We start from the raw sequence: 23,803 nt of genomic DNA on the forward strand, positions 1-23,803 counted from the left end.
TGTCATTTCACACTGGCGCCAATATCGCGCTTAACCAGCACTTGTGCAATCGCGATTCCGCTCTCTTTGATATAGCATTTTGCAATATCCGGTATAAAAAACCCCACGTTTTTGATTTTTTCGAGAGTGTGAGGCCTCAGAGGCGCTAGGCAATCTGCAGAGCGGCCAGTTGCCGACGCAGATCGGCATTCTCGGCCTCCAACACCGTGACGCGCTGCTGCAAAGCCAAGACAACGGAGTCGGCCATACCCGCACCATCGGGGCTGTCCTGCGATGCCTGCTCTTCGCGTGCTGTGCGCCGCGCTTCACGCACCCGTTTGGCGGCTTGTTTGAGCTGGTCCTTGCCTGCAGTGGCAGCCGCTACCTGCTCTTCAGCTGGCAGTGTGGCCACCGCAGCGGCCGCATTGATGGAGATGGTGCCAGCCTTCACCGCGGCCACCACCTCAGGTGCTGCCTGCTTCTGGATTTTTTCGATCATCACCACCTGGCTGCTGCTCAGGCGAGCGGCCTTCGCAATGTCCTCGCGGCTTTTCATCGCACCGGGCGCCGCTGCAACTGCAGTTGCAGCACCCGCATCTTCCGGGCTCGTATCCGGCTTGGCCTCTGCCACGCTAGCGGTGGATTGCACCTGGCGCTCCGCCAGAATTTCACGCTTGCGCAGTGCCAGCACCCCACGCTGAAAATCCGAGACGCTGCGCCGCCCCAGATGCTGATCAATCATCCAGAGGTGCACATCTTCCAGCGAATGGAAAAGTGTGCTTTGCAAGGTCTGAAAGGGCAGACCATGTTTTTGGCAGATGCCGTAACGGTTGTGTCCGTCCACCAGTACATCGCCCCACAACACCAGGGCATCACGGCAGCCTTCGGTCAGGATGCTGCGCTCCAGCGAAGCGTACTCCTCAGGCGTCAGGGGGTCGATATAGGCTTTGAGTGCTTCGTTGACAACAATGTCCATGGAGAGTGTGGTGGTAGCCAAAGGGACTGGATTGTAGAGACGCCCATGCCAGGCACTGCATCACGTCCATGGGATCGGGCTAGGTCAATGCATGCATCAACTTTTTATTTGCCACGACGCCAAAAGCGCCCCCAACTCGGGCTAAAATTTGCCGCTCAGATTCGCGGGAATAGCTCAGTTGGTAGAGCGCAACCTTGCCAAGGTTGAGGTCGAGAGTTCGAGACTCTTTTCCCGCTCCAAATTTTCTGGTTTATGGCGCGCCAATACGCCATACCAAGTGCTAGACGGCTCGGAGCTTTCCGATTTTCCGTACTCAGCACTTCATGTGCAAACAACTCCCAAGCCTTCTAAAATTTTGCGCCGCTCACCCCTATTGGGGAAGCAAATGGCGCTCTGCCAGCGTTTTCCCAATCGAGTCGGCGAGCTCATGCGGCTCAAACTTTGCCACGTAGGCATCCGCGCCTACGCTGCTAGCATGCCCCTCACTCGCGGTACCAGTCAATGAGGAATACACGATCACGGGGATACCCGCAAAGCGCGAATCCTGCTTGATGTTACGTGTCAGCGTGAACCCATCCATCTCGGGCATTTCCAGGTCGGTCAACACCAGGGCAACCTTGTCCCGGGCATGCTTACCCTGGGCAACAGCTTCACCATGCAGGCTGGCCAATCGGTCCCAAACCTCGCGCCCGTTTTTCAATGCAACGAACTGCACGCCCATGGCCTTCAGACTCTCCTCCACCAGCATGCGTGCCACCGCAGAGTCCTCCGCGACGAGCACCACCGAGCCCTCAGGCAAACGCAATTTGGCAAGGCTGGAGTTTTTCTCTGCGTTGTTGTGAGCGCCTGGAAACACATCGCGCAGGATCTGCTCGACATCCAACACCTGAGCCAATCGGGAATCCGGTGCGTCACCATCGATACGTGCTACACCAGACAACAACACCGAGCTGCTACTGTCCGCCGCCAACAAGTGCTTCCATTCCAGTTGCACAATTTCGACGACTTCATCCACGAGAAACGCCTGAGTGGTACGTGCAAACTCGGTCACAAGCACAATCTTGGAGTCAGTTTGCGGGACACAGCCAGCGAGGCCCGGGAGGTCAATTACCGGGATTAGCTGGCCACGCACGTTGGCGAGCCCCAAAGCGTGAGGTGGCGCATTCACAATGGACGTGATGTGAGGTGCCACCACGATTTCACGCACTTTGAATACGTTAATCCCGAACAATTCGCGTTGCTTGGAGTCCCGAGCCTCCCCCAGACGGAATAGCAACAACTCCAAACGACCACTGGCACTCTGGCCAGCTGCTTGCGAACCCTTGTCGATAGTGGAAGGAGTTTTCATGGCAGTTCCTGCGTCAATAAACGGAAGAGACCCACCCGCCAGCATGCGCGCTTGGGGGGACACGATGCAAACATTATTGCGCGTAGCGCACAACAATGCGACGAGGATTTGCAATGCAATTGCTAAGCAGAAAACAAAAAAGGCTCACCGAGGTGAGCCTTTGCTGCCGTGGAATCCCACGTGTCTATTGGTTGCGGAGGCTAGATTTGAACTAACGACCTTTGGGTTATGAGCCCAACGAGCTACCAGGCTGCTCCACTCCGCGTCAAGACTTAGATTATAACCTATTCTACCCTCGTTACTTCAGAAGTTTCAGAAACTTCTTCTGCACGATCCACCAGTTCGACCAACGCCATAGGCGCATTGTCGCCAACGCGGAAACCCATCTTCAAGATACGGGTATAGCCGCCTGGACGGGCTTTGAAACGTGGGCCCAACACGTCGAACAGCTTGGTCACGCTGTCGCGGTCACGCAGACGGTCAAATGCCAGACGGCGATTGGCTACAGTGGCTTCTTTAGCCAAAGTGATCATGGGCTCCACAACGCGACGCAATTCCTTGGCCTTGGGGACCGTGGTCTTGATGACTTCGTGTTCGATCAACGAATTCATCATGTTGCGCAGCATTGCCAAGCGGTGTGAGCTTGTGCGGTTGAGTTTACGTAGTCCGTGTCCGTGACGCATGATAATTTTCCTTCAGTTTTTAGACAGGCAGCCGGATCAGGTACTGCCCGTGGCACGGAACCCCTGTGGGGTTCAATTCAATTAACGTTTTTCCAGGGAAGCGGGAGGCCAGCTTTCCAGCTTCATTCCCAGTGTCAGACCGCGAGAGGCCAACACTTCCTTGATTTCATTGAGCGACTTGCGACCCAGGTTAGGTGTCTTCAGCAGCTCATTCTCGGTGCGCTGAATCAGGTCACCGATGTAATAGATGTTTTCTGCTTTCAGGCAGTTGGCAGAACGCACGGTCAACTCCAGCTCGTCAACAGGACGCAATAGGATAGGATCGAACTGCGTATTGCCACGTGGTGCGGGGGAGTCGAATGCGGCCAGCTCGCTGCCTTCCAACTGCGCAAACACTGCCAGCTGCTCAACCAAAATCTTGGCCGATGCACGTACGGCGTCTTCTGCAGACACTGCACCGTTGGTTTCGATTTCGACGACCAGCTTGTCCAAATCGGTACGTTGCTCAACGCGAGCGCTTTCCACGGTGTAGCTGACGCGCTTCACGGGAGAGAACGATGCATCCAGAACAATGCGGCCGATCGATTTGTTCGGCTCATCGGCGTAACGGCGCATGCTACCGGGTACATAACCACGGCCTTTTTCAACCTTGATCTGCATGTCCAGCTTGCCGCCGTGCGACAGCGTAGCGATCACATGCTCAGGATTGATGATTTCAACATCATGCGGCGTCTGGATATCCGCGGCGGTCACCACGCCTTCAGAATCCTTGCGCAGGCTCAGAGTCACTTCTTCACGGTTGTGGAGCTTGAACACCACACCCTTGAGGTTTAGAAGAATGTTAACCACATCTTCTTGCACGCCATCAATCGAAGAGTATTCATGCAGTACACCTGCGATGGTCACTTCGGTTGCTGCAAATCCAGGCATAGAGGACAACAGCACGCGACGCAGCGCATTGCCCAGAGTATGACCGTAACCACGTTCAAACGGCTCCAGAGCAACTTTGGCGCGATTGATACCGGTCTGTTCAACGCTAATGGACTTGGGCTTCAGCAAACTATTTTGCATTCAAACTTCCTCTCAATACCCCCGACTCGTTACGTCAGTAAGGCTGGTGAAGCACCTACATCGCGGTGCCCGCGACGTAGGAACGATTTCAACGACTCAGATGCTATTAGCGTGAATACAGTTCGACGATCAACGATTCGTTGATGTCTGCGCCGAATTGGTCACGGTCGGGAACCGACTTGAATGTACCTTCTGCTTTGTCAAGGCTGACTTCAACCCAAGCAGGCATACCCACTTGTTGAGCTAACTGCAGTGCTTCAACAATACGATTCTGCTTCTTGGACTTGTCACGGACAGCGATCACATCACCGGCCTTGACCATGTAAGAAGGAATGTTGACGGGCTGACCATTCACGGTCATCGCCTTATGGGACACCAACTGACGCGCTTCAGCGCGAGTCGAGCCAAATCCCATGCGATACACCACGTTGTCCAAGCGGGACTCCAGCAAAGACATCAAGTTTGCACCTGTGTTGCCCTTGCGGCGATCAGCCTCGGCAAAGTAACGGCGGAACTGGCGCTCCAACACACCGTACATGCGCTTGACCTTCTGCTTTTCACGCAGTTGCAAACCGTAGTCAGAGGTACGTGCACCAGAAGTGCGGCCATGCTGACCTGGCTTGGAGTCGAACTTTGCCTTGTCGCCGATGGAACGACGTGCGCTCTTCAGGAACAGGTCGGTGCCTTCACGGCGAGAGAGTTTGGCCTTGGGGCCGAGATAGCGTGCCACTTGAACTTCCTTTTATGTCATCTGCCGCACAGAAATGCGGGAGCCGTCAACGGAAGTTGACGGCGGTGGGCTTGTTGATAAATTAAATGCGGCGGCGCTTTTGAGGGCGGCAACCGTTGTGCGGCACAGGTGTCACATCAGCAATCATGTTGATGCGGATACCCAACGCAGCCAAGGCACGAACCGAAGACTCACGACCAGGGCCTGGGCCCTTGATTTCGACGTCCAAGTTCTTGATACCTTGCTCAAGCGCAGCACGACCAGCCACTTCGGAAGCTACCTGGGCAGCAAACGGTGTGGACTTGCGAGAGCCCTTGAAACCTTGACCACCCGACGAAGCCCAAGACAGTGCATTGCCCTGGCGATCGGTGATGGTAATGATGGTGTTGTTGAACGACGCGTGCACGTGGGCGATACCGTCCGCAACGTTCTTGCGAACTTTCTTGCGAACGCGCTGTGCAGCGCTGTTGGAGGGAGCTTTTGCCATGTTGGTTTATCCCAATTATTTCTTCAAGGACGCAGCAGCCTTACGCGGGCCTTTGCGAGTACGTGCGTTCGTGCGGGTACGCTGACCACGCATGGGCAAGCCACGACGGTGGCGGAAGCCGCGGTAGCAACCGATGTCCATCAAACGCTTGATGTTCATGGTTGTCTCACGACGCAAATCACCCTCAATTGTAAACTGAGCGATTTGGTCGCGAATTTTCTCCAAGTCACCATCAGTCAAATCTTTGACTTTTTTGGAGTAAGCAATGCCGCAAGCTTCGCAAATTTTGCGAGCGCGAGTGCGACCGATACCAAAAATAGCTGTCAAGCCAATTTCAGAATGCTGATGCGGCGGAATGTTGATGCCAGCGATACGTGCCATTTTCGTCCTCTAAAACTCTTGCAATTAACCCTGACGCTGCTTGTGACGTGGATCTGTACAGATCACACGCACAACGCCCTTGCGTCGGATAATTTTGCAGTTACGGCAAATTTTCTTGACCGAAGCCGAAACTTTCATTTTCTTCTCCTAAAACTTTTCGCTCCGTTCCGACTTTGATTCGCGCGGAACATGCGCTCTAACTTGCTATCAAAACGAAACTCGATCTGTTAAACCAGTCGTGCCCATCTTTACGGTGACTTACTTTTATCAAGAAGCCTTGAAATTCGCCTTCTTGAGCAGCGATTCATACTGCTGCGACATCATGTAATTCTGGACCTGCGCCATAAAATCCATGGTGACAACAACAATAATCAGCAATGAAGTACCACCGAAATAGAATGGAACGTTGTACTTCAGTATCAAAAATTCAGGCAGCAAACACACGAAGGTGATGTAGATCGCCCCGGCCAGTGTCAAGCGCAGCAGAATTTTGTCAATGTATCGCGCAGTTTGATCACCAGGACGAATACCAGGAATAAACGCACCGCTCTTCTTCAGGTTGTCAGCTGTTTCGCGGCTGTTGAAAACCAATGCCGTATAGAAAAAGCAGAAAAACACAATCGCAGCGGCGTACAACATTACGTACACGGGCTGACCTGGGCTCAACGTGCTGGAGATGTCTTTCAACCAACGCATCGAGTCTCCGGAACTGAACCAGTTTGCGATAGTCGCTGGCAACAGAATGATCGAGGAAGCAAAGATTGGCGGAATCACACCTGCCATGTTGAGCTTCAAAGGCAGGTGAGACGATTGACCACCATAGACTTTGTTACCCACCTGGCGACGCGCATAGTTCACCAGAATCTTGCGCTGCCCACGCTCAACAAACACCACGAAGAACGTAACCAACACCACCAGGGCAACGATCAGTAACGCCACAATGATGCTCATGGCCCCTGTCCGAACCAACTCCAACAAACCACCCACAGCGCTAGGAAGACCTGCAGCGATACCACCAAAAATCAGTATCGAAATGCCATTGCCCAAACCGCGCTCGGTGATTTGCTCACCCAACCACATCAGGAACATGGTGCCCGCTGTCAGCGTAACGACCGTTGTCATTCGGAAGCCAAAACCGGGGGCAATCACTAGTCCGGCAGATGCTTCTAACGCCATGGCGATGCCCAGAGACTGGAACAAAGCCAAACCTAGAGTGCCATACCGTGTGTACTGCGTGATCTTGCGGCGCCCAGCTTCACCTTCTTTTTTCAACTGCTCAAACGCCGGCAAGACGTATGTCAACAGCTGCATCACGATGGATGCCGAGATATACGGCATGATCCCCAACGCGAAGATTGTGAAACGGGACAGCGCACCACCAGAAAACATATTGAAAAGATTCAATATGCCGCCCTGCTGGCCCTGAAACAGCTGTTGAAGCTGCAAAGGATCAATGCCAGGAACAGGAATGTGCGCCCCCAGGCGGTAAACCACCAGAGCGAGCAGCAAAAACACAAGCCGACGACGCAGGTCGCCGAACTTACCCGTTTTTGCTGTTTGAGCCGCGTTTGTTGCCACTTGCTAACTTTCGCCTAAGCAAACTTACGCAACGCTTCCGCCGGCTGCTTCAATGGCAGCCTTGGCACCAGCGGTCGCACCAATACCATTGAGTTTGACAGCCTTGGCAATCGCACCGGTATTGATGACCTTGACAACTTTGGCCAGCTGACCAACGAGGCCAGCTTGCTTCAGCGACAACAGGTCAACCTCAGCCAAGCCCAACGCTTCCAAAGCGGTCAGAGTAACTTCGGCATTAAATTGCAACAAGTGCGACTTGAAACCGCGCTTGGGCAAACGGCGATGCATGGGCATCTGACCACCCTCAAAGCCTACCTTGTGGTAACCACCAGAGCGGGATTTTTGACCTTTGTGACCACGACCGGCGGTTTTACCCAAGCCAGAACCGATACCACGGCCCACGCGACGCTTCGCGTGTTTTGCCCCGTCAGCGGGCTTGATGTTATTGAGTTCCATCATCAACCTTTAGAGCACTTTGACCAGGTAGCTGATCTTGTTGATCATTCCGCGCACAGCAGGTGTGTCTTGCAACTCACTGGTGCTGTTGAGTTTGCGCAGACCCAAACCGCGCACAGTTGCACGGTGGGATTCTTTGGTGCCAATCGGGCTACGCACCAATTGGATCTTCACAGTTTGTTGTGTTGTCATTTTGAATTCCTCGATTAGGCGAAGAGTTCTTCAACAGTCTTGCCGCGTTTGGCTGCAACTTCCGACGGTGTCGTAGACACAGACAGCGCATCCAAAGTGGCACGAACCATGTTGTAGGGATTGGAAGAACCATGGCTCTTGGCCACAATATCAGTTATACCAACCACTTCAAACACTGCGCGCATTGGACCACCAGCAATGATGCCGGTACCCTTGGGAGCCGGAGCCATCATGACGCTGGCTGCGCCGTGGTGACCCATCACCTTGTGGTGAATAGTGCCGTTTTTCAACGAAACCTTGAGCATGTTGCGACGGGCCTCTTCCATAGCCTTCTGCACTGCTGCAGGGACTTCTTTGGATTTGCCTTTGCCCATACCAATACGACCATCACCATCACCAACCACGGTCAAAGCAGCAAAACCGAGAATACGGCCGCCCTTCACCACTTTGGTAACGCGATTGATCGCGATCATCTTTTCGCGCAGACCGTCCTCAGGACCCTCGGCCTTACCTTGCATTTTTGCTTGAACTTTAGCCATCTTTATTTCCGATCTGCTTAGAACTGCAAGCCAGCTTCACGCGCGGCATCTGCCAGCGCCTTGACGCGGCCGTGGTAGGCGAAGCCGGAGCGATCAAACGCAACCTTCTCCACACCAGCTGCCTTGGCTTTTTCTGCCACGCGCTTGCCAATGATCTGGGCTGCGGCGACGTTGCCGCCCTTGCCGCTTGCACCCAGGGACTTGCGCACTTCCGCTTCTGCAGTAGATGCACTTGCCAGCACCTTGCCACCGTCGCCAGAGATAACGCTGGCGTAGATGTGCAAGTTGGTGCGTGTCACTGTCAAACGTGCTACGCCTTGCGTTGCAATGCGGATGCGGGTTTGACGGGCTCTGCGAAGACGCTGCTCTTTTTTGGTCAACATGTTGCAGCTCCTTATTTCTTCTTGGTTTCTTTGATCGTCACCTTCTCATCCGCATAACGGATGCCCTTGCCCTTGTAAGGCTCGGGAGGACGAATCGCACGAATCTCGGCTGCAATCTGGCCAACACGTTGGCGATCAGCACCCTTGATCAAGATTTCGGTCGGTGTGGGGGTAGCCACAGTAATACCAGCGGGCATGTCCAGGTTGACAGGATGGGAGTAACCCACAGCCAAATTCAACTTGTTGCCAGACGCTTGCGCCTTGTAACCCACACCAATCAGGGTCAGCTTGCGCTCGAATCCCTTGGTCACACCAACCACCATGTTGTTGACCAGCTGGCGGAAAGTGCCAGTCATTGCGTCAGCTTCACGGGATTCGTTGGCGGGCTGGAAGCTCAGCTTGCCAGCATCATTAGCGATATTCACCAGGCTGTTTTGAGCCAACTGCAGAGAGCCGCCAGTACCCTTCACGCTGATTTGATCAGCCTTGATGGACACCTCGACACCCGCAGGGATGGTGACAGGAAGTTTGCCTACACGGGACATTGTTTCTTACTCCTCAATGTAGTGTTAAGCGACGTAGCACAGCACTTCGCCACCGACACCGGAGGCACGCGCTTTGCGATCAGTCATAACACCCTTGGGGGTGGTCACGATGGCAACGCCCAGTCCATTTTGGACTTGGGGAATTGCTTCGCTGCCACGGTACACGCGCAGGCCAGGGCGGCTCACACGCTCAATACGCTCGATCACAGGGCGACCGGCGTAATACTTCAGGGCGATTTCGAGTTCAGCCTTTCCACCTTCGGTAGAAACTTTGAAACCGTCAATGTAGCCTTCGTCTTTCAACACTTGGGCAATGGCAATCTTCACTTTGGAAGAAGGCACCGAGACAGTTGTCTTGGCAACCATTTGCGCATTGCGAATGCGTGTCAACAGATCGGCGATGGGATCACTCATACTCATGTTCGGTTCTCCTATCGCTTACCAGCTGGCCTTGACGATGCCGGGGATTTCACCAGCAAAGGCCATTTCACGAATCTTTGCACGTGCCAGACCGAAGTGCTGGAACGTTCCACGGGGACGACCCGTAATGGAGCAGCGGTTACGCTGGCGTGTGGGGTTTGCGTTGCGGGGCAACTTTTGCAGACCCAAACGGGCTGCTGCGCGCTCTTCGTCAGAACGCTTTGCGTCACCTGCGATTGCCTTGAATTCCGCGTATTTTTTCGCGTACTTGGCAGCCAACTGATCACGCTTCAGCTCGCGCTGGATTAAAGCCATTTTAGCCACAGGTGACCTCAATTCTTGAACGGAAAACGGAAACCAGCGAGGAGAGCCTTGCACTCTTCGTCAGTCTTAGCCGTTGTGGTGATGCTGATATTGAGACCGCGCAAGGCATCAACCTTGTCATACTCAATTTCAGGGAAAATGATCTGCTCTTTCACGCCGATGTTGTAGTTGCCACGACCATCGAACGCACGACCAGAAATACCACGGAAGTCACGAACGCGAGGCAAAGCCACGGTCACGAAACGATCCAAAAATTCGTACATTTGAACGCCACGCAGGGTAACCATGCAGCCAATAGCTTGGTTTTCGCGGATCTTGAAACCAGCGATAGCTTTTTTGGACTTGGTCACCACAGGCTTCTGGCCTGCAATTTTGGTCAGGTCGCTCACGGCGTTATCCATAACCTTCTTGTCGGCAACCGCTTCGCTCACACCCATGTTCAGGGTGATTTTGGTCAAACGGGGCACTTGCATGGGCGAGGTGTAACCAAACTTGGTTGTCAGCTCAGCTGCCACTTTTTCGCGGTAGTGTTGTTGGAGACGTGCCATGCTTATGCCACCTTGATTTCTTCGCCGCTGGACTTGTAAACGCGAACGCGTTTGCCGTCAGCGAGCACCTTGATACCAACACGGTCAGCCTTGCCAGTCGCGGCATTGAAAATTGCCACGTTGGATTGGTGAATAGGCATGGTCTTTTCAACGATGCCGCCGGTTGTGCCCTTCATGGGATTTGGCTTGGTGTGCTTTTTCACCAAGTTGATACCATCGACAACCACGTGAGAGTCGTCTTTGCGCAGGGAGATCACTCCGCGCTTACCCTTATCGCGACCTGCGATAACGATGACTTCGTCGCCTTTGCGAATCTTGTTCATGGCGGGTCCTTACAAAACTTCAGGAGCCAAGGACACGATCTTCATGAACTTTTCAGTGCGCAGTTCGCGAGTCACTGGTCCAAAGATGCGGGTGCCAATAGGCTCCAACTTGGCGTTGAGCAACACTGCTGCGTTGCCGTCGAATTTCACCAAAGAACCGTCGCCACGGCGGATGCCCTTGGCAGTACGAACCACCACAGCACTGTAAACCTCGCCTTTTTTGACGCGGCCACGGGGAGCGGCTTCTTTGATGCTAACTTTGATGATGTCGCCAACACTTGCATAGCGACGCTTAGAACCACCCAGCACCTTGATGCACAGGACGGACTTAGCGCCGGTGTTGTCGGCAACTTCCAATCGAGATTCAGTTTGGATCATTTCAATATTCCCAACTTGCACCAGAAGATCGCATTTGCCACTGCGGCACACACTATCAACCAGTCAGTCTTGGGCCCGCTGTCTGCAACACGAACCACTCGCGCTACATCCATTTGGGCAGAACCTTCATACTTTTTCAAGCGAAGCCCACGATTGTGCACCCGCTTATCCGCTTCGTCAACACCTTTTTACTCAGGCAAGCAAATATTGTTGTCCAAGTGCCGTGAATTCTTCGACTTTAGGGGGTAAACCGGTCTCTTCCACAAGAATTTCACCCACGCGCTGCGCCAAAGTCAGGGCCAGAGCAGCATCGAGGAACAAAAGGCGGGACCTGCGGGCCAGTACATCCTCAACCGTCACCGCATACTCATAGCGAGCTGCGAAACGCACCATCCCCTCGGTCAACCCCGGTGCGAGTGCAACGTCGGCACCCGGCATCTGGGCCACGACATCCTGCTCATCTCCGTAACTGGGCAAACCAGGAGGCAGACAGATGGACTGCACGGCCGCACCGCCATGCATCGCTCCCACCAACTTCAAATTCACCGTAGCGCCCGGCTGGCGCAGAGGCAGCAGCTGCTTATCTGCACATTTCTCCAGCACATCCTCTGCCATGGCCCGGTAGGTCGTCCACTTGCCACCCGTCACCGTGACCAACCCGCTGCGACTCACCAACACCGTATGCTCGCGGCTGATCCCTTTGGTGCTATTGCCGTCGTCCTCCTGCGGCTTAACCAGGGGTCGCAGCCCCACCCAAATACTTTTGACGTCTGCACGCGTGGGGGCCCGGCGCAGGTAGCGCGCCGATTCGGTCAGGATGAACTCAATCTCTTCCTCAAAGGCCAACGGCTCTCGCGCCAAATCATGTCGCGGCGTGTCCGTGGTGCCCAGGATGACCTTGCCCAACCATGGCACCGCGAACAACACCCGCCCATCGGCGGTTTTAGGCACCATGAGCGCAGTGTCGCCCCCTAGAAATTCACGGTCCACCACGATATGAACACCCTGGCTAGGCGCCACCATGGGCTTGGTGGGCTTACGTCCGTCTCCGGCGTTGGCATCCCCATCTTTTTGCCGCAGCTCATCGACCCACACCCCCGTGGCATTGACCACGCAGTGCGCTTGCACCGGGTATTGCCGGCCCGTCACGGTGTCTTCGCACAAGACACCCTGTACTTTGCCATCTATATACAGAAGATCTGCCGCCCGACAGTAGTTCACCAGCAGCGCCCCCTTGGTGGCTGCCGTACGTGCCAGAGCCAAGGCCAGGCGGGCGTCATTGAACTGTCCGTCCCAGTACTTCACCCCACCCTTGAGCCCCTGGGCTCGGGCGGTAGGCAGTAATTTGAGCGTGGCATCGCGCCCCAGAAACTGGGTCTTGCCCAGACCGGCTTTGCCCGCCAGAGCGTCATACGCCACGAGCCCTGCCCCGTAAAACGGGGTTTCCCACCACTGGTAAGAAGGCATCACGAACGGCAGCGGTTGCGCCAGGTGCGGGGCGTTGTTCAGCAGCGTGGTGCGCTCATGCAGCGCTTCGCGCACCAGGGAGATATTGCCTTGGGCCAGGTAACGCACGCCACCATGAACAAGCTTGGTGGCTCGCGAGGAAGTGCCCTTGGCAAAGTCATGCGAATCCACCAACACCACACGGAACCCGCGCGCCGCAGCATCCAGCGCAACGCCCAAGCCGGTAGCGCCACCGCCCACGATGGCGATGTCGTAGATGCGGTCTTCGCCCAAACGGGCGATCAGCGCCTCTCGGCGGGTGGGCATGGGGGCAGTGACTGGAGGCATGGAAAAGGCGAAGTAAAGAGGTGGTCGATGCTATTCTTTTTTGTTCGTTTTGTCACTTTTCAACGCGATTTCATTCGTTTATAGTTCGCTGCCTCCGCTTACATCCTCTGCCCATGACCCCCAATCCTCGCCAACTGACCTTGCTGTCCCTCGTTCAGGCACAAGGCAGCCTGTCGGTGGAGCAATTGGCGGAGCGATTGCAGGTGACGCTGCAAACCGTGCGGCGCGATGTCCAAAAACTGGCGGATGAGGGCTTGCTGGCACGCTTTCACGGAGGCGTGCGCGTACCCAACTCCACCGTGGAAAACATCGACCACTTGCAACGCGAAACCCTGCATGCGGCCGGCAAACGGCGCATTGCGCGGGCTATTGCCATGGCGATCCCCAATGACTGCTCATTGATCCTGAACATAGGTACCACCACTGAAGCTGTAGCCCGCGCCCTGGGCGAGCACAGCGGGCTGCGCGTGATTACCAACAACCTGAACATCGCCCGCATCCTGAGCGTCAATCCCAAGACCGAAGTCATCGTGACAGGCGGCGTCGTCCGCGGTCGGGACCAGGGCATCGTGGGCGAAGCGGCGGTGGATTTCATCCGCCAATTCAAGGTGGACCTGGCTGTCATCGGCATTTCCGGCATCGAGGCCGACGGCACCCTGCGCGACTACGACTACCGGGAGGTAAAGGTAGCGCAAACCATTCTTCACCATGCACGGGAAGTCTGGGTCGCAGCGGACGCCAGCAAATTCAATCGCCCCGCCATGGTGGAGGTGGGGCACCTCTCACAGATCGACCGCTTGTTCACCGACGCCGCACCACCTGCCGCGTTTGGCCCGCTGCTGGCAGACGCCAACGTACAACTGCACATTGCGGACTGACCGCCCCCATGGAGACACACATGCCCCAGCCCACTTACCTGCTCGCCCTCGACCAAGGCACCTCCAGCTCCCGCAGCATCGTGTTCGACCCCAGTGGCCGCACCGTTGCCATGGCGCAAAAGGAGCTGACCCAGATTTACCCCCAACCCGGCTGGGTGGAGCACGACGCGCTGGAGATCTGGCGCATCCAGCTCGCCACGGCGCGCGAGGCGCTGGCCAAGGCCGGCATCACGGCCGCGCAGGTGAAAGCCGTGGGCATTACCAACCAGCGCGAGACCACCGTGGTGTGGAACCGCAAGACTGGCCAGCCCATCCACCACGCCATCGTCTGGCAAGACCGCCGTGCCGAGCCCACCTGTGTGGAACTGCGCGCACGCGGCTTGGCCGACACGATCCGCGACAAAACCGGCTTGCTGGTAGATGCCTATTTCTCGGGCACCAAGCTAAAGTGGTTGCTGGACCAAGTGTCTGGCGCGCGCGCGCAGGCCGCCAACGGCGAGCTGGCCTTTGGCACCATCGACAGCTGGCTGATTTGGCAGCTGACCGAAGGCCGCGTGCACGTCACCGACGTGAGCAATGCCTCGCGCACCATGCTCTTCAATGTGCACACCAACCTGTGGGACGAGGACCTGCTGGCCGCGCTGGACATTCCCGCCAGCCTGATGCCCGCAGTGCAGCCCTCGGCCTCGCTGTTTGGTGAAGTGGCGCCCGCGCTGCTGGGCCATGCGATTCCGATTGGTGGCGTGGCGGGCGACCAGCAAAGCGCGCTGTTTGGCCAGGCCTGCTTCAAGGCCGGCATGGTGAAGAACACCTATGGCACGGGCTGCTTCATGCTCATGCACACGGGCCACAACTTCCAGACCTCCGAGAACGGCCTCATCACCACCAGCGCGGCGCAAATAGCCCCCACGCTTGTCGCTTCGCGTACGGCGCTGCCCCCCGAGGGGGCGCGGTCTGGCTTGGGGCGGCCCGGCGCTGCGACCCACCACGGCCCGCCCGAATTCGCGCTGGAAGGCAGCGTGTTTGTGGGCGGCGCCGTGGTGCAGTGGCTGCGCGACGGGCTGCACGCGATCCAGGGCAGCGGCGAGGTGCAGAGCCTGGCGCAAAGCGTGCCCGATTCGGGCGGCGTGATTGTGGTGCCGGCCTTTACCGGCCTGGGCGCACCGTATTGGAAGCCCGATGCGCGCGGCTCCATTACAGGCCTCACCCGTGGCTCCACCCTCGCCCACATTGCGCGGGCCGCTCTCGAAAGCATAGCATTTCAAAGCGCCGCATTGCTCCAGGCCATGAGCCGCGACGCGGTGCGCGCAGGGGGTGCGCAGGTGTCTGAACTGCGCGTAGACGGCGGCGCCTGTGTGAACGATTTGCTCATGCAGTTCCAGGCGGACCTGCTGGGCATTCCGGTCGTGCGCCCTGCCGTGACAGAGACCACCGCCCTGGGCGCGGCCTACCTGGCCGGCCTGACCACCGGCGTGTACGGCAGCACCAGCGAACTGACCGACCTGTGGAAGGCCGAGCGCCGCTTCCTGCCCACCATGGCGCACGCCCGCGCCCGGGAGCGCATGGAGCAGTGGGAACACGCGGTGCGCCAGACCACGCTGTAAGGCCTTTGTTGGTCTTGGCCGGGTGGCTTTGGATAGACTCTGACGCTCTCTCCACCCACAACGACTGAGGACAACTTCATGGGCAAGCGCATTGCGTTCATCGGCGGCGGCAATATGGCCAGCGCCATCATCGGCGGGCTGGTCCGCCAGGGCTTTGCAGCTAGCGACATCGACGTGGTGGAACCCTGGGCCGAAGCGCGCACGCGCCTGCAGGCCGACTTTGGCATAACCGCCCAGGCCGAGGCCGGCGCCTTTCTGGCCACGGTCGACCTGATCGTCTGGGCCGTCAAGCCCCAAACCTTCAAGGACGCCGCCGCCGCCGTGGCCACGCACAACACCGGCGCCTTGCACCTGAGCGTGGCGGCCGGCATTCCCAGCAGCAGCATTGCCGCTTGGCTGGGCAGCGAACGCATCATCCGCACCATGCCCAACACGCCCGCCCTCATCGGCAAGGGCATCACTGCGCTGTATGCCCGCCCCGCGGTCACCCAGGCCGACAAGGACTGGGCCGATGAGGTGATTGCCACCACTGGCGCCACCGTGTGGCTGACGGCCGAGGCGCAGCTGGACGCGGTCACCGCCATCAGCGGCTCGGGCCCGGCCTACATGTTCTATTTCATGGAAGCGATGACCGAGGCCGGCGCCCAGATGGGCCTGGAGCGCGAGCAGGCCTACCAGCTGGCCGTGGCCACCTTCATTGGCGCCGGCGAACTGGCCCGCGCATCGACCGAACCGCCCGAGAGCCTGCGCGCCAAGGTCACCTCCAAGGGTGGCACCACCTATGCGGCCATCACGTCCATGGACGAAAGCGGGGTGAAGGCCCTGTTTGCCAAGGCGCTGTTTGCCGCGCAGAAGCGTGCGGGCGAGCTGGGCCAGGAATTCGGCGGGGCTTAATTTTCAAGCCTTTTAGACCTCTAGCGCCCGCAGATAATGCGTGAACAGCTTCTCTTTTAATAGCACCCGGAGCCCCTTCCCATGGCCATTGATATTTCCAAAGAGGCACGCAAGCAGGCCATCACCTCCATCGAGCGCTACTTCCGCGAGAACATGGACGAGCCCATCGGCAACGTGGCCGCCGGTGCGCTGCTGGGCTTTTTCCTGGAAGAGGTGGGCCCGCTGGTCTACAACCAGGCGGTGACCGATGTGCAGGACCGGCTGCAGGCGCGCGTGATGGAAGTGGACGTGGAAGTGCACGAACCCGAGTTCACCTACTGGCGCAAGTTCGACCGCAAACGTTGAAGCGAGCCCCTGCCCACACGCCGCCCCCGCGCGTGGTTTGACCACTTGGCCAAAGCCGCGGCGCAACACGCAAAAAGCTGGCAACCGCCCAAATCGCAGGGGTACACTGACCCTAGCCACCGGCACAGCAATGATTGCCGCCAGCCAACACTGCCACCTTGGGGAACCGTTTTGGGACAGGTCGACATCACGTTGTTCTACATGGACATGGTGCTCACCACGATGTGGGCATTTTCCTGGGGTGTTATTGGTGGGGCCATGAAGATGGCACCCAAGGCCACCATCCGGTTTTGTGTAGCCAACCTGCTGTTTGCTGGCACCGTAGCGCTGCTGGTGCAACGCACGGCCACTCCCAGCTACCTGCATTACCAAGGCGTCGAATGGCTGGTCTTCATGGGCCTGGCAGCTTTCCACAGCGGCATCGTCTACCTGGTGCGGCTGGACGAGCTGCCCACGCTGGCGCGGCGCATCGGCCCCATCCTGATCGCTATGGTGATCACCCTGCAGGTGGCCCCCGAAGGCAGCTCCTACATGGTGCGGGCCATCGTGTTTTCGCTCACGGTAGCAGCCCTCACCTTCAACTGCTTCTGGGACTGCTACCGCGGCCTGCGCAACGACCAGTTTTCGGCCACCGTTCGCTGGGCCATCAGCGGCCCTTTTTTGCTGGCCACATTGGCCATGCTGACGCGCACACTGCTGGTGCTGCTGGAGGGGCCTCCACCGTCGAATGCGGTCTTTGTGCAAGTCCCGCACTTCACGCCATTTCTGTGGATGCTGACCGTGATCGTCATGGCCATGAACATCACCATGGCGGGCCTGACCGCCGGGCGCCTCGTCAAGCGCTTTCGCAGCCTGGCCGAGCAGGACCACCTGACCGGCTGCCTGAACCGTGCCTCGATAGAGGAGCGCCTGAGCATTGAACTGGAGCGCACCCACCGCAGCGGCGAACCTGTGGCCTGCGTGTTTTTTGACCTGGACCACTTCAAAGACATCAACGACCGCCACGGCCACGAAACCGGCGACCGCGCGCTGTGCCATGTGGTGGAAGTGGTGCAAAGCCGGCTGCGCACCGTGGATGCGCTGGGCCGCTTTGGCGGCGAAGAGTTCATGGTGCTCATGCCTGGCACCCACATCACCGGCGCACGCGAGGCCGCCAACCGCATGCGCATGGCGCTGGAGGAGACCCCGCTGCAGGTGCAAGACACCAGCATCCCCCTCACCGCCAGCTTTGGTGCCGCCGTGCTGGGCTCCAAAGAAAGCCAAGCCAGCGTGCTGCGCCGCGCCGACGCCGCCATGTACCTGGCCAAACGCAATGGGCGCAACCGGGTGGAGATTTCGTTGGAGCATGTTTAGAGAAAAATCAGGCTCTATCGCTTATGGATACTGCGCGGATAGCTCCTATTTTTGTAGCAATTTTTAACGAAAATCGTCCATTGCATGGTTGATTTTCGACCACTTAAGCATGCCGCCTTTTGAACCACTGCACGAACTTTCCCGTCCATGGAAACTTTTGACCCTGGCGTTGGGCATCGCCCTATTGGTCGCCGGGGCCTACTACCACCGTGCGCCTGACTGGGATATTCCCATCAGTCTGATCATGGGACTCATTGCCTACGTGACTGCCTCCTGGTCCATGCGCGTCATCGTGGAACGGCGCTGGAGACATTGGCCGTTGATGCTCTTTACTTCGTGGTTTTCCGTAGATGGCTGCTACTGGCTTTATTGGTCCTGGCGCGACCCTGTGGCGCTAGAAATGATGCGAGAGGCGAATGCTCTCGCATCTCTTTCGCTGTACTGGATCTGCGGGCTAGTCTGGTACTACCGAGGAACACTTCGTGAGTTCGGGCAAGACTTTGCAAAGCGTACTAATTGGAAAGATTGGTTCAGCACTAGATGCAAACGGTTTGAGGCACATAAATATACCCATTCGCAGCATCGCCAAAAACTGCATCATTCACGCCCACTGTGTACAGTGCGCCAACATATGCACAAACGATGGCGTCGAGAATGTCTTCATTGCGTTTGAGGGCTAAACCTGCAAGTCCTGCTATGTGCTGTGGAGTCATGCATGCCTTCAATTCAGACGGTACGATCAATTGCAAGATTGCCGACTCGCCAAGTCTCTGCAGCAACATCGCCAATTCACACTGCCCCCGCCGCCTTGCTTCGACTCGGCCCTTTTTATAAGCATGCCTTTGAGCGAGGCCAAATATTTCAATCAGTGCTGGGTGTGGATAGCATTCAATCTGCCACTTGCCTGCACCTAATCCCAAGTGTGCAAACCCATGGAGTCGAAGCACATTGGCTAACCGAACGCTATCAGCCGAGGGAAACAGTGTGAGGTTGGAGGTGTGACATGAAGCACCTCTTGAACCATATACAGATCCCACACGCGTTTCGCATTCACGTTGTCCTCTCAGATTGCCAATAACAAGAGGCCCGTCGATGGCGATGCCTTGAATGTCTGGGAATTCTGCCAATCCACCCATGATGGCATCTACGCCATACAAATTGGCCAACAAAGCGCTTAAGGTCAGAGTCCTGCCATACAACTTACCCACAGCAAGTGCGGTCGGATTTGCTTGGCTCTTCCACGCCAAGTCGATACCTGCAATCAGCATAAATATCCTTTCGTGAAAACTGCACTGCGACCTATTTCAAGGCGGCCGTCCAGTACCCAGCAGCTCCATACCGCTCCTTGATGAAGTCGATCCACAGCCGCACGCGCAGCGGCAGGTGTTTGCGCTGGGGAAACACGGCGTAGATGCCGTTGGGCGGGGCGGCATAGTCTTCCAGCACGGCCACCAGCTGGCCGGCGGCAATTTCGGCCTCCACCTCCCAGGTGCTGCGCCAAGCAATACCCAAACCGGCCAGGCACCAGTCGTGCAACACCTGGCCGTCGCTGCAGTCCAGCGGGCCGGCGGGTTTGAGGTAGCTCACCTCGCCCTCTTTGCCCGCAGTGCCCTTGGTACCTGCGGGCAACTTGAAGGCCCAGCCCCGGGTTTGGGACGCATCGCTGGACAGCGTGAGGCAGTCGAATTTGGCCAGGTCGGCCGGTGTTTGCGGTGTGCCGTGGCGCTTCAGATACGCCGGCGTGGCCACGCACAGGCGGCGGTTGTCGGCCATGCGCACGCTCACCAGGGACGAGTCGGGCATATCCCCCACGCGCACCGCGCAGTCAAAGCCCTCGCCGGCAATGTCCACCACGCGGTCCGACAGGTTCAGCGACACCGTGACCTCAGGGTGCAACGCGCGGAACTTGGGCACCAGCGGTGCCACATGGCGCCGCCCAAAACCGGCCGGCGCGGTGATGCGCAGGTGGCCGCTGGCCTTGATACCACCGGCGCTGACACTGGCTTCGGCATTGGCCACGTCGGCAATGATGCGCTGGCAATCTTCCAGAAAGGCGCTGCCCTCATGCGTGAGCGTGATGCGCCGCGTGGTGCGGATCAAGAGCTTCACGCCCAGACGTTCTTCCAGCCCGTCCAGACGGCGGCCCATGATGGCCGGGGCCACACCTTCGGCGTTGGCGGCCGCGGTCAGGCTGCCGCGGGTGGCCACCGACACAAAGGATTCGAGCTGTTTGAGTTTGTCCATGGCTAGCCCGCCACTTCATGCATAAATTGGCCTCTAGCACCCGTAGATATTGCGTAAACAGCTACCATTTTCATAGCACCACGCCTTCCGCATGCAGCGCTGCCACATCCGCCCCGGAGTAGCCCAGGCTTTGCAGCAGCGCGTCGGTGTGCTCGCCCAGCTTGGGCGGGTCCAGCCGCAGGCCCAGGCGTGCGCCGTCCAGCGTGATGGGCAGTAGCGGCACCTGCGTCTTGCGGCCATCGGGCAGTTCCATGGGCGCCAAGCCACCGGTCTGCTGCAGGTGCGGGTCGTCAAACAGGTGCTGCGGATCGGTGATGGGGGCAAACGGCAGGCCCACTTTTTCAAAGCGCTCAGACAGTTCCGCGCGGTTGAACTGGGCCAGGCGCTGGCGCAGCTCGGGGATTAGCCAGCTGCGGGCCAGCACGCGGTCGTTGTTGGTGGTAACGCGCGCATCGGTAAACAGGTCGGCGTAGGCAAAGGCCTCGCAAAAGGTTTTCCACTGCCCGTCGCCCACCACGGCCAGGAAGATCTGCTCGTTGTTTTTGACACTGAACACGTCGTAAATGCCCCAGGGCGAAATGCGCTCGGGCATGGGCGCGGCGGCCTTGCCGGTCACGGCGAACTGCATCATGTGCTGGGCGACGAGAAAGATGTTGTTCTCGAACAGCGCGCTTTGCACCTCCTGGCCCTTGCCGGTCTGCTGGCGCTGCATCAACGCGGCCATGGCACCAATCGCGCCGAACATGCCACCCATGATGTCGTTGACGCTGGAGCCCGCCCGCAGCGGATCGCCGGGCCGCCCGGTCATATAGGCAAGGCCACCCATCATCTGCACCACCTCGTCCAGCGCGGTGCGGTGGTCGTAGGGGCCGGGCAAAAAACCCTTGTGGCTCACGTAGATCAGGCGTTCGTCGAGCTTACTCAGGCTCGCGTAGTCCAGCCCCAACTTCTGCATGGTCTCGGTCTTGAAGTTCTCGCTCACGATGTCGGCCGTGGCGATGAGCTTGAGCACGATCTCACGGCCCTTGGGGCTTTTGAGGTCCACCGCAATGCTTTTTTTGTTGCGGTTAAACAGGGGGTAAAAACCCGCGCCGCTGCCCAGCAGCTTGCGCGTGCTGTCGCCGGCCAGCGGCTCGACCTTGATGACCTCGGCGCCCAAGTCGCCCAGCGTCATGCCGCAGGTGGGGCCCATCACCATGTGGGTGAATTCAACAACGCGGATGCCGGTGAGGGGCAGGTTTTTGGAGACGGAAACTTCGTTGCTCATGGAGAGTCACTCATGGGTTACCGCTCACCCAATAAAGGCGAGCGGCCAATTTTTGTTGCTTGGGTTTCCAGCTTCGCAGGCGCAGAAAAACCCTCAAAGGCCTCGCCCACCATCCAGTCGCCAACGGCGTATACACGCTGGTCGCGCAGGCCCTGCACGCCTTCGCTCCAGGCCATCAACATGCGTTTGCCGATGTCTTTAAAGCCGTCGTGCTGCGCCATGGCTTGGCGAACTTTCGGGGCCACGTCGGCCACTGCGTCGCAAATGGCTTGCACCATTTGCACTTGCTCTTTGGGTTGGATGCCGAAGGTGGCGGTAATAAAGCGCTGCAGGTTTTTGCCGGGCGCCCAAGTCTTTTTCCCCATGAACTCGATAGCCGGCGGGTTGTGCTGGTAGCCCGCGTACACGCTGGTGGTAAGCACGTCATACGCCGGGGCCAGGTGCACATCAGCGCGGCGGGTGTAGCGCAGGGCGATGTTCTTGGCATGACAGTCGGCATTGCGCAGCGCATAGCTCAATAAGAGCGTGATGGCTAGCAGACGGTTTGTTTCCAATCGACGTTCACCGGGAACATGGTCGCGCACAGCGCGGGCAATGCGTTCCCAGGTGGTGTCGTATTTAGCAGCGGGGCGCAGGCCCAAGAGGCTACAAAAGTCTTCCATACCCCAGTGGGCTTGGCCATGTTCATCCACATCAAAGCGGTGCACGACCAAGGCTTGGCCATCGTCTGACACTTCGGTTTTTGCAGCGGGCATGACGCGGCTTGCCACTTGCATGCACAGGTGCTCGTTCAATGCCACGAAAGGCAAATGCGTGCTCGAACCTTTGATGATGTGGCGGCGGGTGATGAGGCTGGCTTTTTTGTGCTGCGCGAGGGTACTTACTGCGTTCTCGGACTCCAACTGCGTATCCAGGAACTTGGGTACCACGCCAGACACGCCGCTAGTGGCATGTTCCCTCACCAGGGCAGCAAAGGCGGCCTCGGAGTTATCGCCCTTGAGCAAGGCGGCCACTTCAATGGGTTTGGCTGGCTCATCCAGCGCTGCGCCCACGGCGGCTACTTGCACCCGGCCCACCATATTGCGCCCAATGACGCTTAACAAAGCGATGGGGCTTGCACCTATGTGCGGGCCAAACTGCTCTTGCAACACTTGCAGCAGATAGCCCTCGGGCAGATTCATTTGCAACACAGGGGGTAGCTGGTCGTCCCACACATAACTTTCCAGCCGCACAGGCATGGTGAGCGACACAAAAGCGTCTGGCGCAGCAGTAGGCGAGTAGCTCAATACGCTTTTAAAGTCGCCCGCCTGCTCCAGCGTGGCGACTTGTTGGCCCAGCACATAGACGCCGAGTTGCATCAGGTTTTACTCCCCGCGCTTGGTGCACCTGTGGCGTTGCGCTCTTGGCGCAAAGCGTCCAGATTGCCAGCCTGTCCTGCGGACAGGATGTCCAGCTCCGCATGCAACACTGCCAACACTGCCAGTAGTTTGCGGCTGCCAAACTCTGCGCTGCGCCCCCGCTCAAAACGCGAGAGCGACTCCGCCGTGACCCCAGCAAGCGCAGCTACATCTGCCTGTTTGAGGCCAAGCAGTTTGCGCCGCTGCGCGACAGCTTCACCGAGTTCAGAGAGGGTTTGCAATTGATTTTTATATCAAGTTTATGACTTATTTGAATTCAAATTGATATTTACGTCAACTATTCATCCGCTGATTACACCGCGTAGTCCAGCACCAGCACATCGTCCAGCGTGGGTTTCAAAATCTCCACAAACGCCAGGTGGTCCGGGTGCGGCAAGTAAACCGCGCGGGCCACATCGTCGGCAAACGTGAGGTTGAAGCAGTGGGTGAAGCCCTTGGCCAGGCCTTCGGGGCTGTTGTTGGTGCCCCATTCCAGGCTTTGCACGGCACTGATCTTGCTGCGCAAACCGGCAAATTCGGCTTCAATCGCCTGGATCTCGGGTGCGGTCACAGTGGCTTTGAATTTCAGCAGCACCAGGTGGCGTATGGGCATGAACTACCTTTGTTTTTGTCACAAATAGATTGATATTCTTCCATATAGTGACCCACAAAGGATGGAATACAGT

The 23,803-nt window shown here is 57.7% G+C and carries 31 protein-coding genes and 2 tRNA genes; 6 read left to right on the forward strand and 27 right to left on the reverse strand.

Going from position 1 to position 23,803, the window contains the following annotated elements; translation table 11 throughout:
• Positions 1-145: 145 nt before the first annotated feature.
• Positions 146-955: a plasmid replication/partition related protein gene (locus AC097A_RS12310; protein WP_479621075.1), complete on the reverse strand. Its 810-nt coding sequence runs from the start codon at positions 953-955 to the stop codon at positions 146-148.
• Between the two features lie 163 nt (positions 956-1,118).
• On the opposite strand from AC097A_RS12310, the gene AC097A_RS12315 reads away from it, so the two are divergent.
• Positions 1,119-1,194 (forward strand) — tRNA-Gly (locus AC097A_RS12315).
• 131 nt (positions 1,195-1,325) lie between these two features.
• Here the strand turns inward: AC097A_RS12315 and AC097A_RS12320 are convergent.
• The 20 genes from AC097A_RS12320 to AC097A_RS12415 all read right to left on the reverse strand — a co-directional run bounded on the left by AC097A_RS12320 (position 1,326) and on the right by AC097A_RS12415 (position 13,135).
• The gene (locus tag AC097A_RS12320; protein WP_105259334.1) at positions 1,326-2,303 is read right to left on the reverse strand and encodes a chemotaxis protein; all 978 of its coding nucleotides are present in this window, start codon (positions 2,301-2,303) and stop codon (positions 1,326-1,328) included.
• Positions 2,304-2,491: 188 nt separating this feature from the next.
• Positions 2,492-2,568 (reverse strand) — tRNA-Met (locus tag AC097A_RS12325).
• A gap of 19 nt (positions 2,569-2,587) precedes the next feature.
• On the reverse strand, positions 2,588-2,986 hold the full coding sequence (gene rplQ, locus AC097A_RS12330) for a 50S ribosomal protein L17 (protein ID WP_479621076.1): 399 nt from the start codon (positions 2,984-2,986) through the stop codon (positions 2,588-2,590).
• 81 nt (positions 2,987-3,067) lie between these two features.
• On the reverse strand, positions 3,068-4,057 hold the full coding sequence (locus AC097A_RS12335) for a DNA-directed RNA polymerase subunit alpha (protein ID WP_105259336.1): 990 nt from the start codon (positions 4,055-4,057) through the stop codon (positions 3,068-3,070).
• A gap of 106 nt (positions 4,058-4,163) precedes the next feature.
• Entirely contained in the window at positions 4,164-4,787 is a 624-nt protein-coding gene (rpsD, locus tag AC097A_RS12340) for a 30S ribosomal protein S4 (protein ID WP_105259337.1), read from the reverse strand.
• Positions 4,788-4,869: 82 nt separating this feature from the next.
• Positions 4,870-5,274: a 30S ribosomal protein S11 gene (gene rpsK, locus AC097A_RS12345; RefSeq protein WP_094481697.1), complete on the reverse strand. Its 405-nt coding sequence runs from the start codon at positions 5,272-5,274 to the stop codon at positions 4,870-4,872.
• A 15-nt stretch (positions 5,275-5,289) separates the two neighbouring features.
• A complete protein-coding gene (gene rpsM / locus AC097A_RS12350) occupies positions 5,290-5,655 on the reverse strand; it encodes a 30S ribosomal protein S13 (protein ID WP_105259338.1) in 366 nt (121 codons plus the stop codon).
• A gap of 24 nt (positions 5,656-5,679) precedes the next feature.
• Positions 5,680-5,793: a 50S ribosomal protein L36 gene (gene rpmJ, locus AC097A_RS12355; protein WP_012348927.1), complete on the reverse strand. Its 114-nt coding sequence runs from the start codon at positions 5,791-5,793 to the stop codon at positions 5,680-5,682.
• Between the two features lie 129 nt (positions 5,794-5,922).
• On the reverse strand, positions 5,923-7,233 hold the full coding sequence (gene secY / locus AC097A_RS12360) for a preprotein translocase subunit SecY (RefSeq protein ID WP_315474047.1): 1,311 nt from the start codon (positions 7,231-7,233) through the stop codon (positions 5,923-5,925).
• A 24-nt stretch (positions 7,234-7,257) separates the two neighbouring features.
• Positions 7,258-7,689 (reverse strand): 50S ribosomal protein L15, encoded by a 432-nt coding sequence (rplO, locus tag AC097A_RS12365; protein WP_105260330.1) that lies wholly within the window; start codon positions 7,687-7,689, stop codon positions 7,258-7,260.
• Between the two features lie 9 nt (positions 7,690-7,698).
• Positions 7,699-7,881 carry a 50S ribosomal protein L30 gene (rpmD, locus tag AC097A_RS12370; protein WP_105259340.1) on the reverse strand — a complete coding sequence of 61 codons (183 nt, stop codon included), beginning with the start codon at positions 7,879-7,881 and terminating at the stop codon, positions 7,699-7,701.
• Between the two features lie 14 nt (positions 7,882-7,895).
• Positions 7,896-8,420 (reverse strand): 30S ribosomal protein S5, encoded by a 525-nt coding sequence (gene rpsE, locus AC097A_RS12375; protein WP_094481691.1) that lies wholly within the window; start codon positions 8,418-8,420, stop codon positions 7,896-7,898.
• Between the two features lie 17 nt (positions 8,421-8,437).
• Positions 8,438-8,803 (reverse strand): 50S ribosomal protein L18, encoded by a 366-nt coding sequence (rplR, locus tag AC097A_RS12380; RefSeq protein ID WP_105259341.1) that lies wholly within the window; start codon positions 8,801-8,803, stop codon positions 8,438-8,440.
• An 11-nt stretch (positions 8,804-8,814) separates the two neighbouring features.
• Positions 8,815-9,348: a 50S ribosomal protein L6 gene (rplF, locus tag AC097A_RS12385; protein ID WP_105259342.1), complete on the reverse strand. Its 534-nt coding sequence runs from the start codon at positions 9,346-9,348 to the stop codon at positions 8,815-8,817.
• Positions 9,349-9,372: 24 nt separating this feature from the next.
• Positions 9,373-9,768 carry a 30S ribosomal protein S8 gene (rpsH, locus tag AC097A_RS12390; protein ID WP_105259343.1) on the reverse strand — a complete coding sequence of 132 codons (396 nt, stop codon included), beginning with the start codon at positions 9,766-9,768 and terminating at the stop codon, positions 9,373-9,375.
• Positions 9,769-9,786: 18 nt separating this feature from the next.
• Complete coding sequence (gene rpsN, locus AC097A_RS12395) at positions 9,787-10,092, reverse strand: 30S ribosomal protein S14 (protein WP_105259344.1); 306 nt, start codon at positions 10,090-10,092, stop codon at positions 9,787-9,789.
• 8 nt (positions 10,093-10,100) lie between these two features.
• On the reverse strand, positions 10,101-10,640 hold the full coding sequence (rplE, locus tag AC097A_RS12400) for a 50S ribosomal protein L5 (RefSeq protein ID WP_105259345.1): 540 nt from the start codon (positions 10,638-10,640) through the stop codon (positions 10,101-10,103).
• 2 nt (positions 10,641-10,642) lie between these two features.
• Positions 10,643-10,963, reverse strand: coding sequence for a 50S ribosomal protein L24 (gene rplX / locus AC097A_RS12405; protein WP_105259346.1), 321 nt, complete (start codon positions 10,961-10,963; stop codon positions 10,643-10,645).
• Between the two features lie 9 nt (positions 10,964-10,972).
• The gene (rplN, locus tag AC097A_RS12410) at positions 10,973-11,341 is read right to left on the reverse strand and encodes a 50S ribosomal protein L14 (protein ID WP_007861702.1); all 369 of its coding nucleotides are present in this window, start codon (positions 11,339-11,341) and stop codon (positions 10,973-10,975) included.
• A 192-nt stretch (positions 11,342-11,533) separates the two neighbouring features.
• Positions 11,534-13,135: a glycerol-3-phosphate dehydrogenase/oxidase gene (locus AC097A_RS12415; protein ID WP_105259347.1), complete on the reverse strand. Its 1,602-nt coding sequence runs from the start codon at positions 13,133-13,135 to the stop codon at positions 11,534-11,536.
• Positions 13,136-13,248: 113 nt separating this feature from the next.
• Here AC097A_RS12415 and AC097A_RS12420 point away from each other — a divergent pair, with 113 nt between their 5' ends.
• The 5 genes from AC097A_RS12420 to AC097A_RS12440 all read left to right on the forward strand — a co-directional run bounded on the left by AC097A_RS12420 (position 13,249) and on the right by AC097A_RS12440 (position 18,209).
• Positions 13,249-14,013 (forward strand): DeoR family transcriptional regulator, encoded by a 765-nt coding sequence (locus AC097A_RS12420; protein WP_315847644.1) that lies wholly within the window; start codon positions 13,249-13,251, stop codon positions 14,011-14,013.
• Between the two features lie 20 nt (positions 14,014-14,033).
• On the forward strand, positions 14,034-15,617 hold the full coding sequence (gene glpK / locus AC097A_RS12425) for a glycerol kinase GlpK (RefSeq protein ID WP_479621077.1): 1,584 nt from the start codon (positions 14,034-14,036) through the stop codon (positions 15,615-15,617).
• Between the two features lie 78 nt (positions 15,618-15,695).
• Positions 15,696-16,511 (forward strand): pyrroline-5-carboxylate reductase, encoded by an 816-nt coding sequence (proC, locus tag AC097A_RS12430; protein ID WP_479621078.1) that lies wholly within the window; start codon positions 15,696-15,698, stop codon positions 16,509-16,511.
• 81 nt (positions 16,512-16,592) lie between these two features.
• On the forward strand, positions 16,593-16,856 hold the full coding sequence (locus AC097A_RS12435; protein WP_315479722.1) for a DUF2164 domain-containing protein: 264 nt from the start codon (positions 16,593-16,595) through the stop codon (positions 16,854-16,856).
• Positions 16,857-17,027: 171 nt separating this feature from the next.
• Entirely contained in the window at positions 17,028-18,209 is a 1,182-nt protein-coding gene (locus AC097A_RS12440; protein ID WP_479621079.1) for a GGDEF domain-containing protein, read from the forward strand.
• Positions 18,210-18,745: 536 nt separating this feature from the next.
• Here the strand turns inward: AC097A_RS12440 and AC097A_RS12445 are convergent.
• The 6 genes from AC097A_RS12445 to AC097A_RS12470 form a co-directional block, all read right to left on the reverse strand.
• Complete coding sequence (locus tag AC097A_RS12445) at positions 18,746-19,477, reverse strand: DUF429 domain-containing protein (RefSeq protein WP_479621080.1); 732 nt, start codon at positions 19,475-19,477, stop codon at positions 18,746-18,748.
• A gap of 31 nt (positions 19,478-19,508) precedes the next feature.
• A complete protein-coding gene (locus tag AC097A_RS12450; RefSeq protein WP_479621081.1) occupies positions 19,509-20,453 on the reverse strand; it encodes a LysR family transcriptional regulator in 945 nt (314 codons plus the stop codon).
• A gap of 70 nt (positions 20,454-20,523) precedes the next feature.
• Positions 20,524-21,720, reverse strand: a complete 1,197-nt coding sequence (locus AC097A_RS12455; RefSeq protein ID WP_479621082.1) for a CaiB/BaiF CoA transferase family protein — start codon at positions 21,718-21,720, stop codon at positions 20,524-20,526.
• A 17-nt stretch (positions 21,721-21,737) separates the two neighbouring features.
• The gene (locus AC097A_RS12460) at positions 21,738-23,078 is read right to left on the reverse strand and encodes a type II toxin-antitoxin system HipA family toxin (RefSeq protein WP_479621083.1); all 1,341 of its coding nucleotides are present in this window, start codon (positions 23,076-23,078) and stop codon (positions 21,738-21,740) included.
• Positions 23,078-23,359, reverse strand: a complete 282-nt coding sequence (locus AC097A_RS12465) for a helix-turn-helix domain-containing protein (RefSeq protein ID WP_315474057.1) — start codon at positions 23,357-23,359, stop codon at positions 23,078-23,080. Before AC097A_RS12465 ends, AC097A_RS12460 begins: the two co-directional genes overlap by 1 nt.
• 71 nt (positions 23,360-23,430) lie before the next feature.
• On the reverse strand, positions 23,431-23,730 hold the full coding sequence (locus tag AC097A_RS12470; protein ID WP_315474058.1) for a Dabb family protein: 300 nt from the start codon (positions 23,728-23,730) through the stop codon (positions 23,431-23,433).
• Positions 23,731-23,803 lie beyond the last annotated feature (73 nt).

This window comes from Rhodoferax sp. XS2R6, from assembly GCF_056521365.1.

Excerpts from the sequence above, each read along its gene's own strand:
- AC097A_RS12310 (WP_479621075.1), bottom strand. The coding sequence starts at position 955 with ATGGACATTGTTGTCAACGAAGCACTCAAAGCCTATATCGACCCCCTG.
- AC097A_RS12320 (WP_105259334.1), bottom strand. The coding sequence starts at position 2,303 with ATGAAAACTCCTTCCACTATCGACAAGGGTTCGCAAGCAGCTGGCCAG.
- rplQ (WP_479621076.1), bottom strand. The coding sequence starts at position 2,986 with ATGCGTCACGGACACGGACTACGTAAACTCAACCGCACAAGCTCACAC.
- AC097A_RS12335 (WP_105259336.1), bottom strand. The coding sequence starts at position 4,057 with ATGCAAAATAGTTTGCTGAAGCCCAAGTCCATTAGCGTTGAACAGACC.
- rpsK (WP_094481697.1), bottom strand. The coding sequence starts at position 5,274 with ATGGCAAAAGCTCCCTCCAACAGCGCTGCACAGCGCGTTCGCAAGAAA.
- rpsM (WP_105259338.1), bottom strand. The coding sequence starts at position 5,655 with ATGGCACGTATCGCTGGCATCAACATTCCGCCGCATCAGCATTCTGAA.
- rpmJ (WP_012348927.1), bottom strand. The coding sequence starts at position 5,793 with ATGAAAGTTTCGGCTTCGGTCAAGAAAATTTGCCGTAACTGCAAAATT.
- rplO (WP_105260330.1), bottom strand. The coding sequence starts at position 7,689 with ATGGAACTCAATAACATCAAGCCCGCTGACGGGGCAAAACACGCGAAG.
- rpmD (WP_105259340.1), bottom strand. The coding sequence starts at position 7,881 with ATGACAACACAACAAACTGTGAAGATCCAATTGGTGCGTAGCCCGATT.
- rpsE (WP_094481691.1), bottom strand. The coding sequence starts at position 8,420 with ATGGCTAAAGTTCAAGCAAAAATGCAAGGTAAGGCCGAGGGTCCTGAG.
- rplR (WP_105259341.1), bottom strand. The coding sequence starts at position 8,803 with ATGTTGACCAAAAAAGAGCAGCGTCTTCGCAGAGCCCGTCAAACCCGC.
- rplF (WP_105259342.1), bottom strand. The coding sequence starts at position 9,348 with ATGTCCCGTGTAGGCAAACTTCCTGTCACCATCCCTGCGGGTGTCGAG.
- rpsH (WP_105259343.1), bottom strand. The coding sequence starts at position 9,768 with ATGAGTATGAGTGATCCCATCGCCGATCTGTTGACACGCATTCGCAAT.
- rplE (WP_105259345.1), bottom strand. The coding sequence starts at position 10,640 with ATGGCACGTCTCCAACAACACTACCGCGAAAAAGTGGCAGCTGAGCTG.
- rplX (WP_105259346.1), bottom strand. The coding sequence starts at position 10,963 with ATGAACAAGATTCGCAAAGGCGACGAAGTCATCGTTATCGCAGGTCGC.
- rplN (WP_007861702.1), bottom strand. The coding sequence starts at position 11,341 with ATGATCCAAACTGAATCTCGATTGGAAGTTGCCGACAACACCGGCGCT.
- AC097A_RS12415 (WP_105259347.1), bottom strand. The coding sequence starts at position 13,135 with ATGCCTCCAGTCACTGCCCCCATGCCCACCCGCCGAGAGGCGCTGATC.
- AC097A_RS12420 (WP_315847644.1), top strand. The coding sequence starts at position 13,249 with ATGACCCCCAATCCTCGCCAACTGACCTTGCTGTCCCTCGTTCAGGCA.
- glpK (WP_479621077.1), top strand. The coding sequence starts at position 14,034 with ATGCCCCAGCCCACTTACCTGCTCGCCCTCGACCAAGGCACCTCCAGC.
- proC (WP_479621078.1), top strand. The coding sequence starts at position 15,696 with ATGGGCAAGCGCATTGCGTTCATCGGCGGCGGCAATATGGCCAGCGCC.
- AC097A_RS12435 (WP_315479722.1), top strand. The coding sequence starts at position 16,593 with ATGGCCATTGATATTTCCAAAGAGGCACGCAAGCAGGCCATCACCTCC.
- AC097A_RS12445 (WP_479621080.1), bottom strand. The coding sequence starts at position 19,477 with ATGCTGATTGCAGGTATCGACTTGGCGTGGAAGAGCCAAGCAAATCCG.
- AC097A_RS12450 (WP_479621081.1), bottom strand. The coding sequence starts at position 20,453 with ATGGACAAACTCAAACAGCTCGAATCCTTTGTGTCGGTGGCCACCCGC.
- AC097A_RS12455 (WP_479621082.1), bottom strand. The coding sequence starts at position 21,720 with ATGAGCAACGAAGTTTCCGTCTCCAAAAACCTGCCCCTCACCGGCATC.
- AC097A_RS12460 (WP_479621083.1), bottom strand. The coding sequence starts at position 23,078 with ATGCAACTCGGCGTCTATGTGCTGGGCCAACAAGTCGCCACGCTGGAG.
- AC097A_RS12470 (WP_315474058.1), bottom strand. The coding sequence starts at position 23,730 with ATGCCCATACGCCACCTGGTGCTGCTGAAATTCAAAGCCACTGTGACC.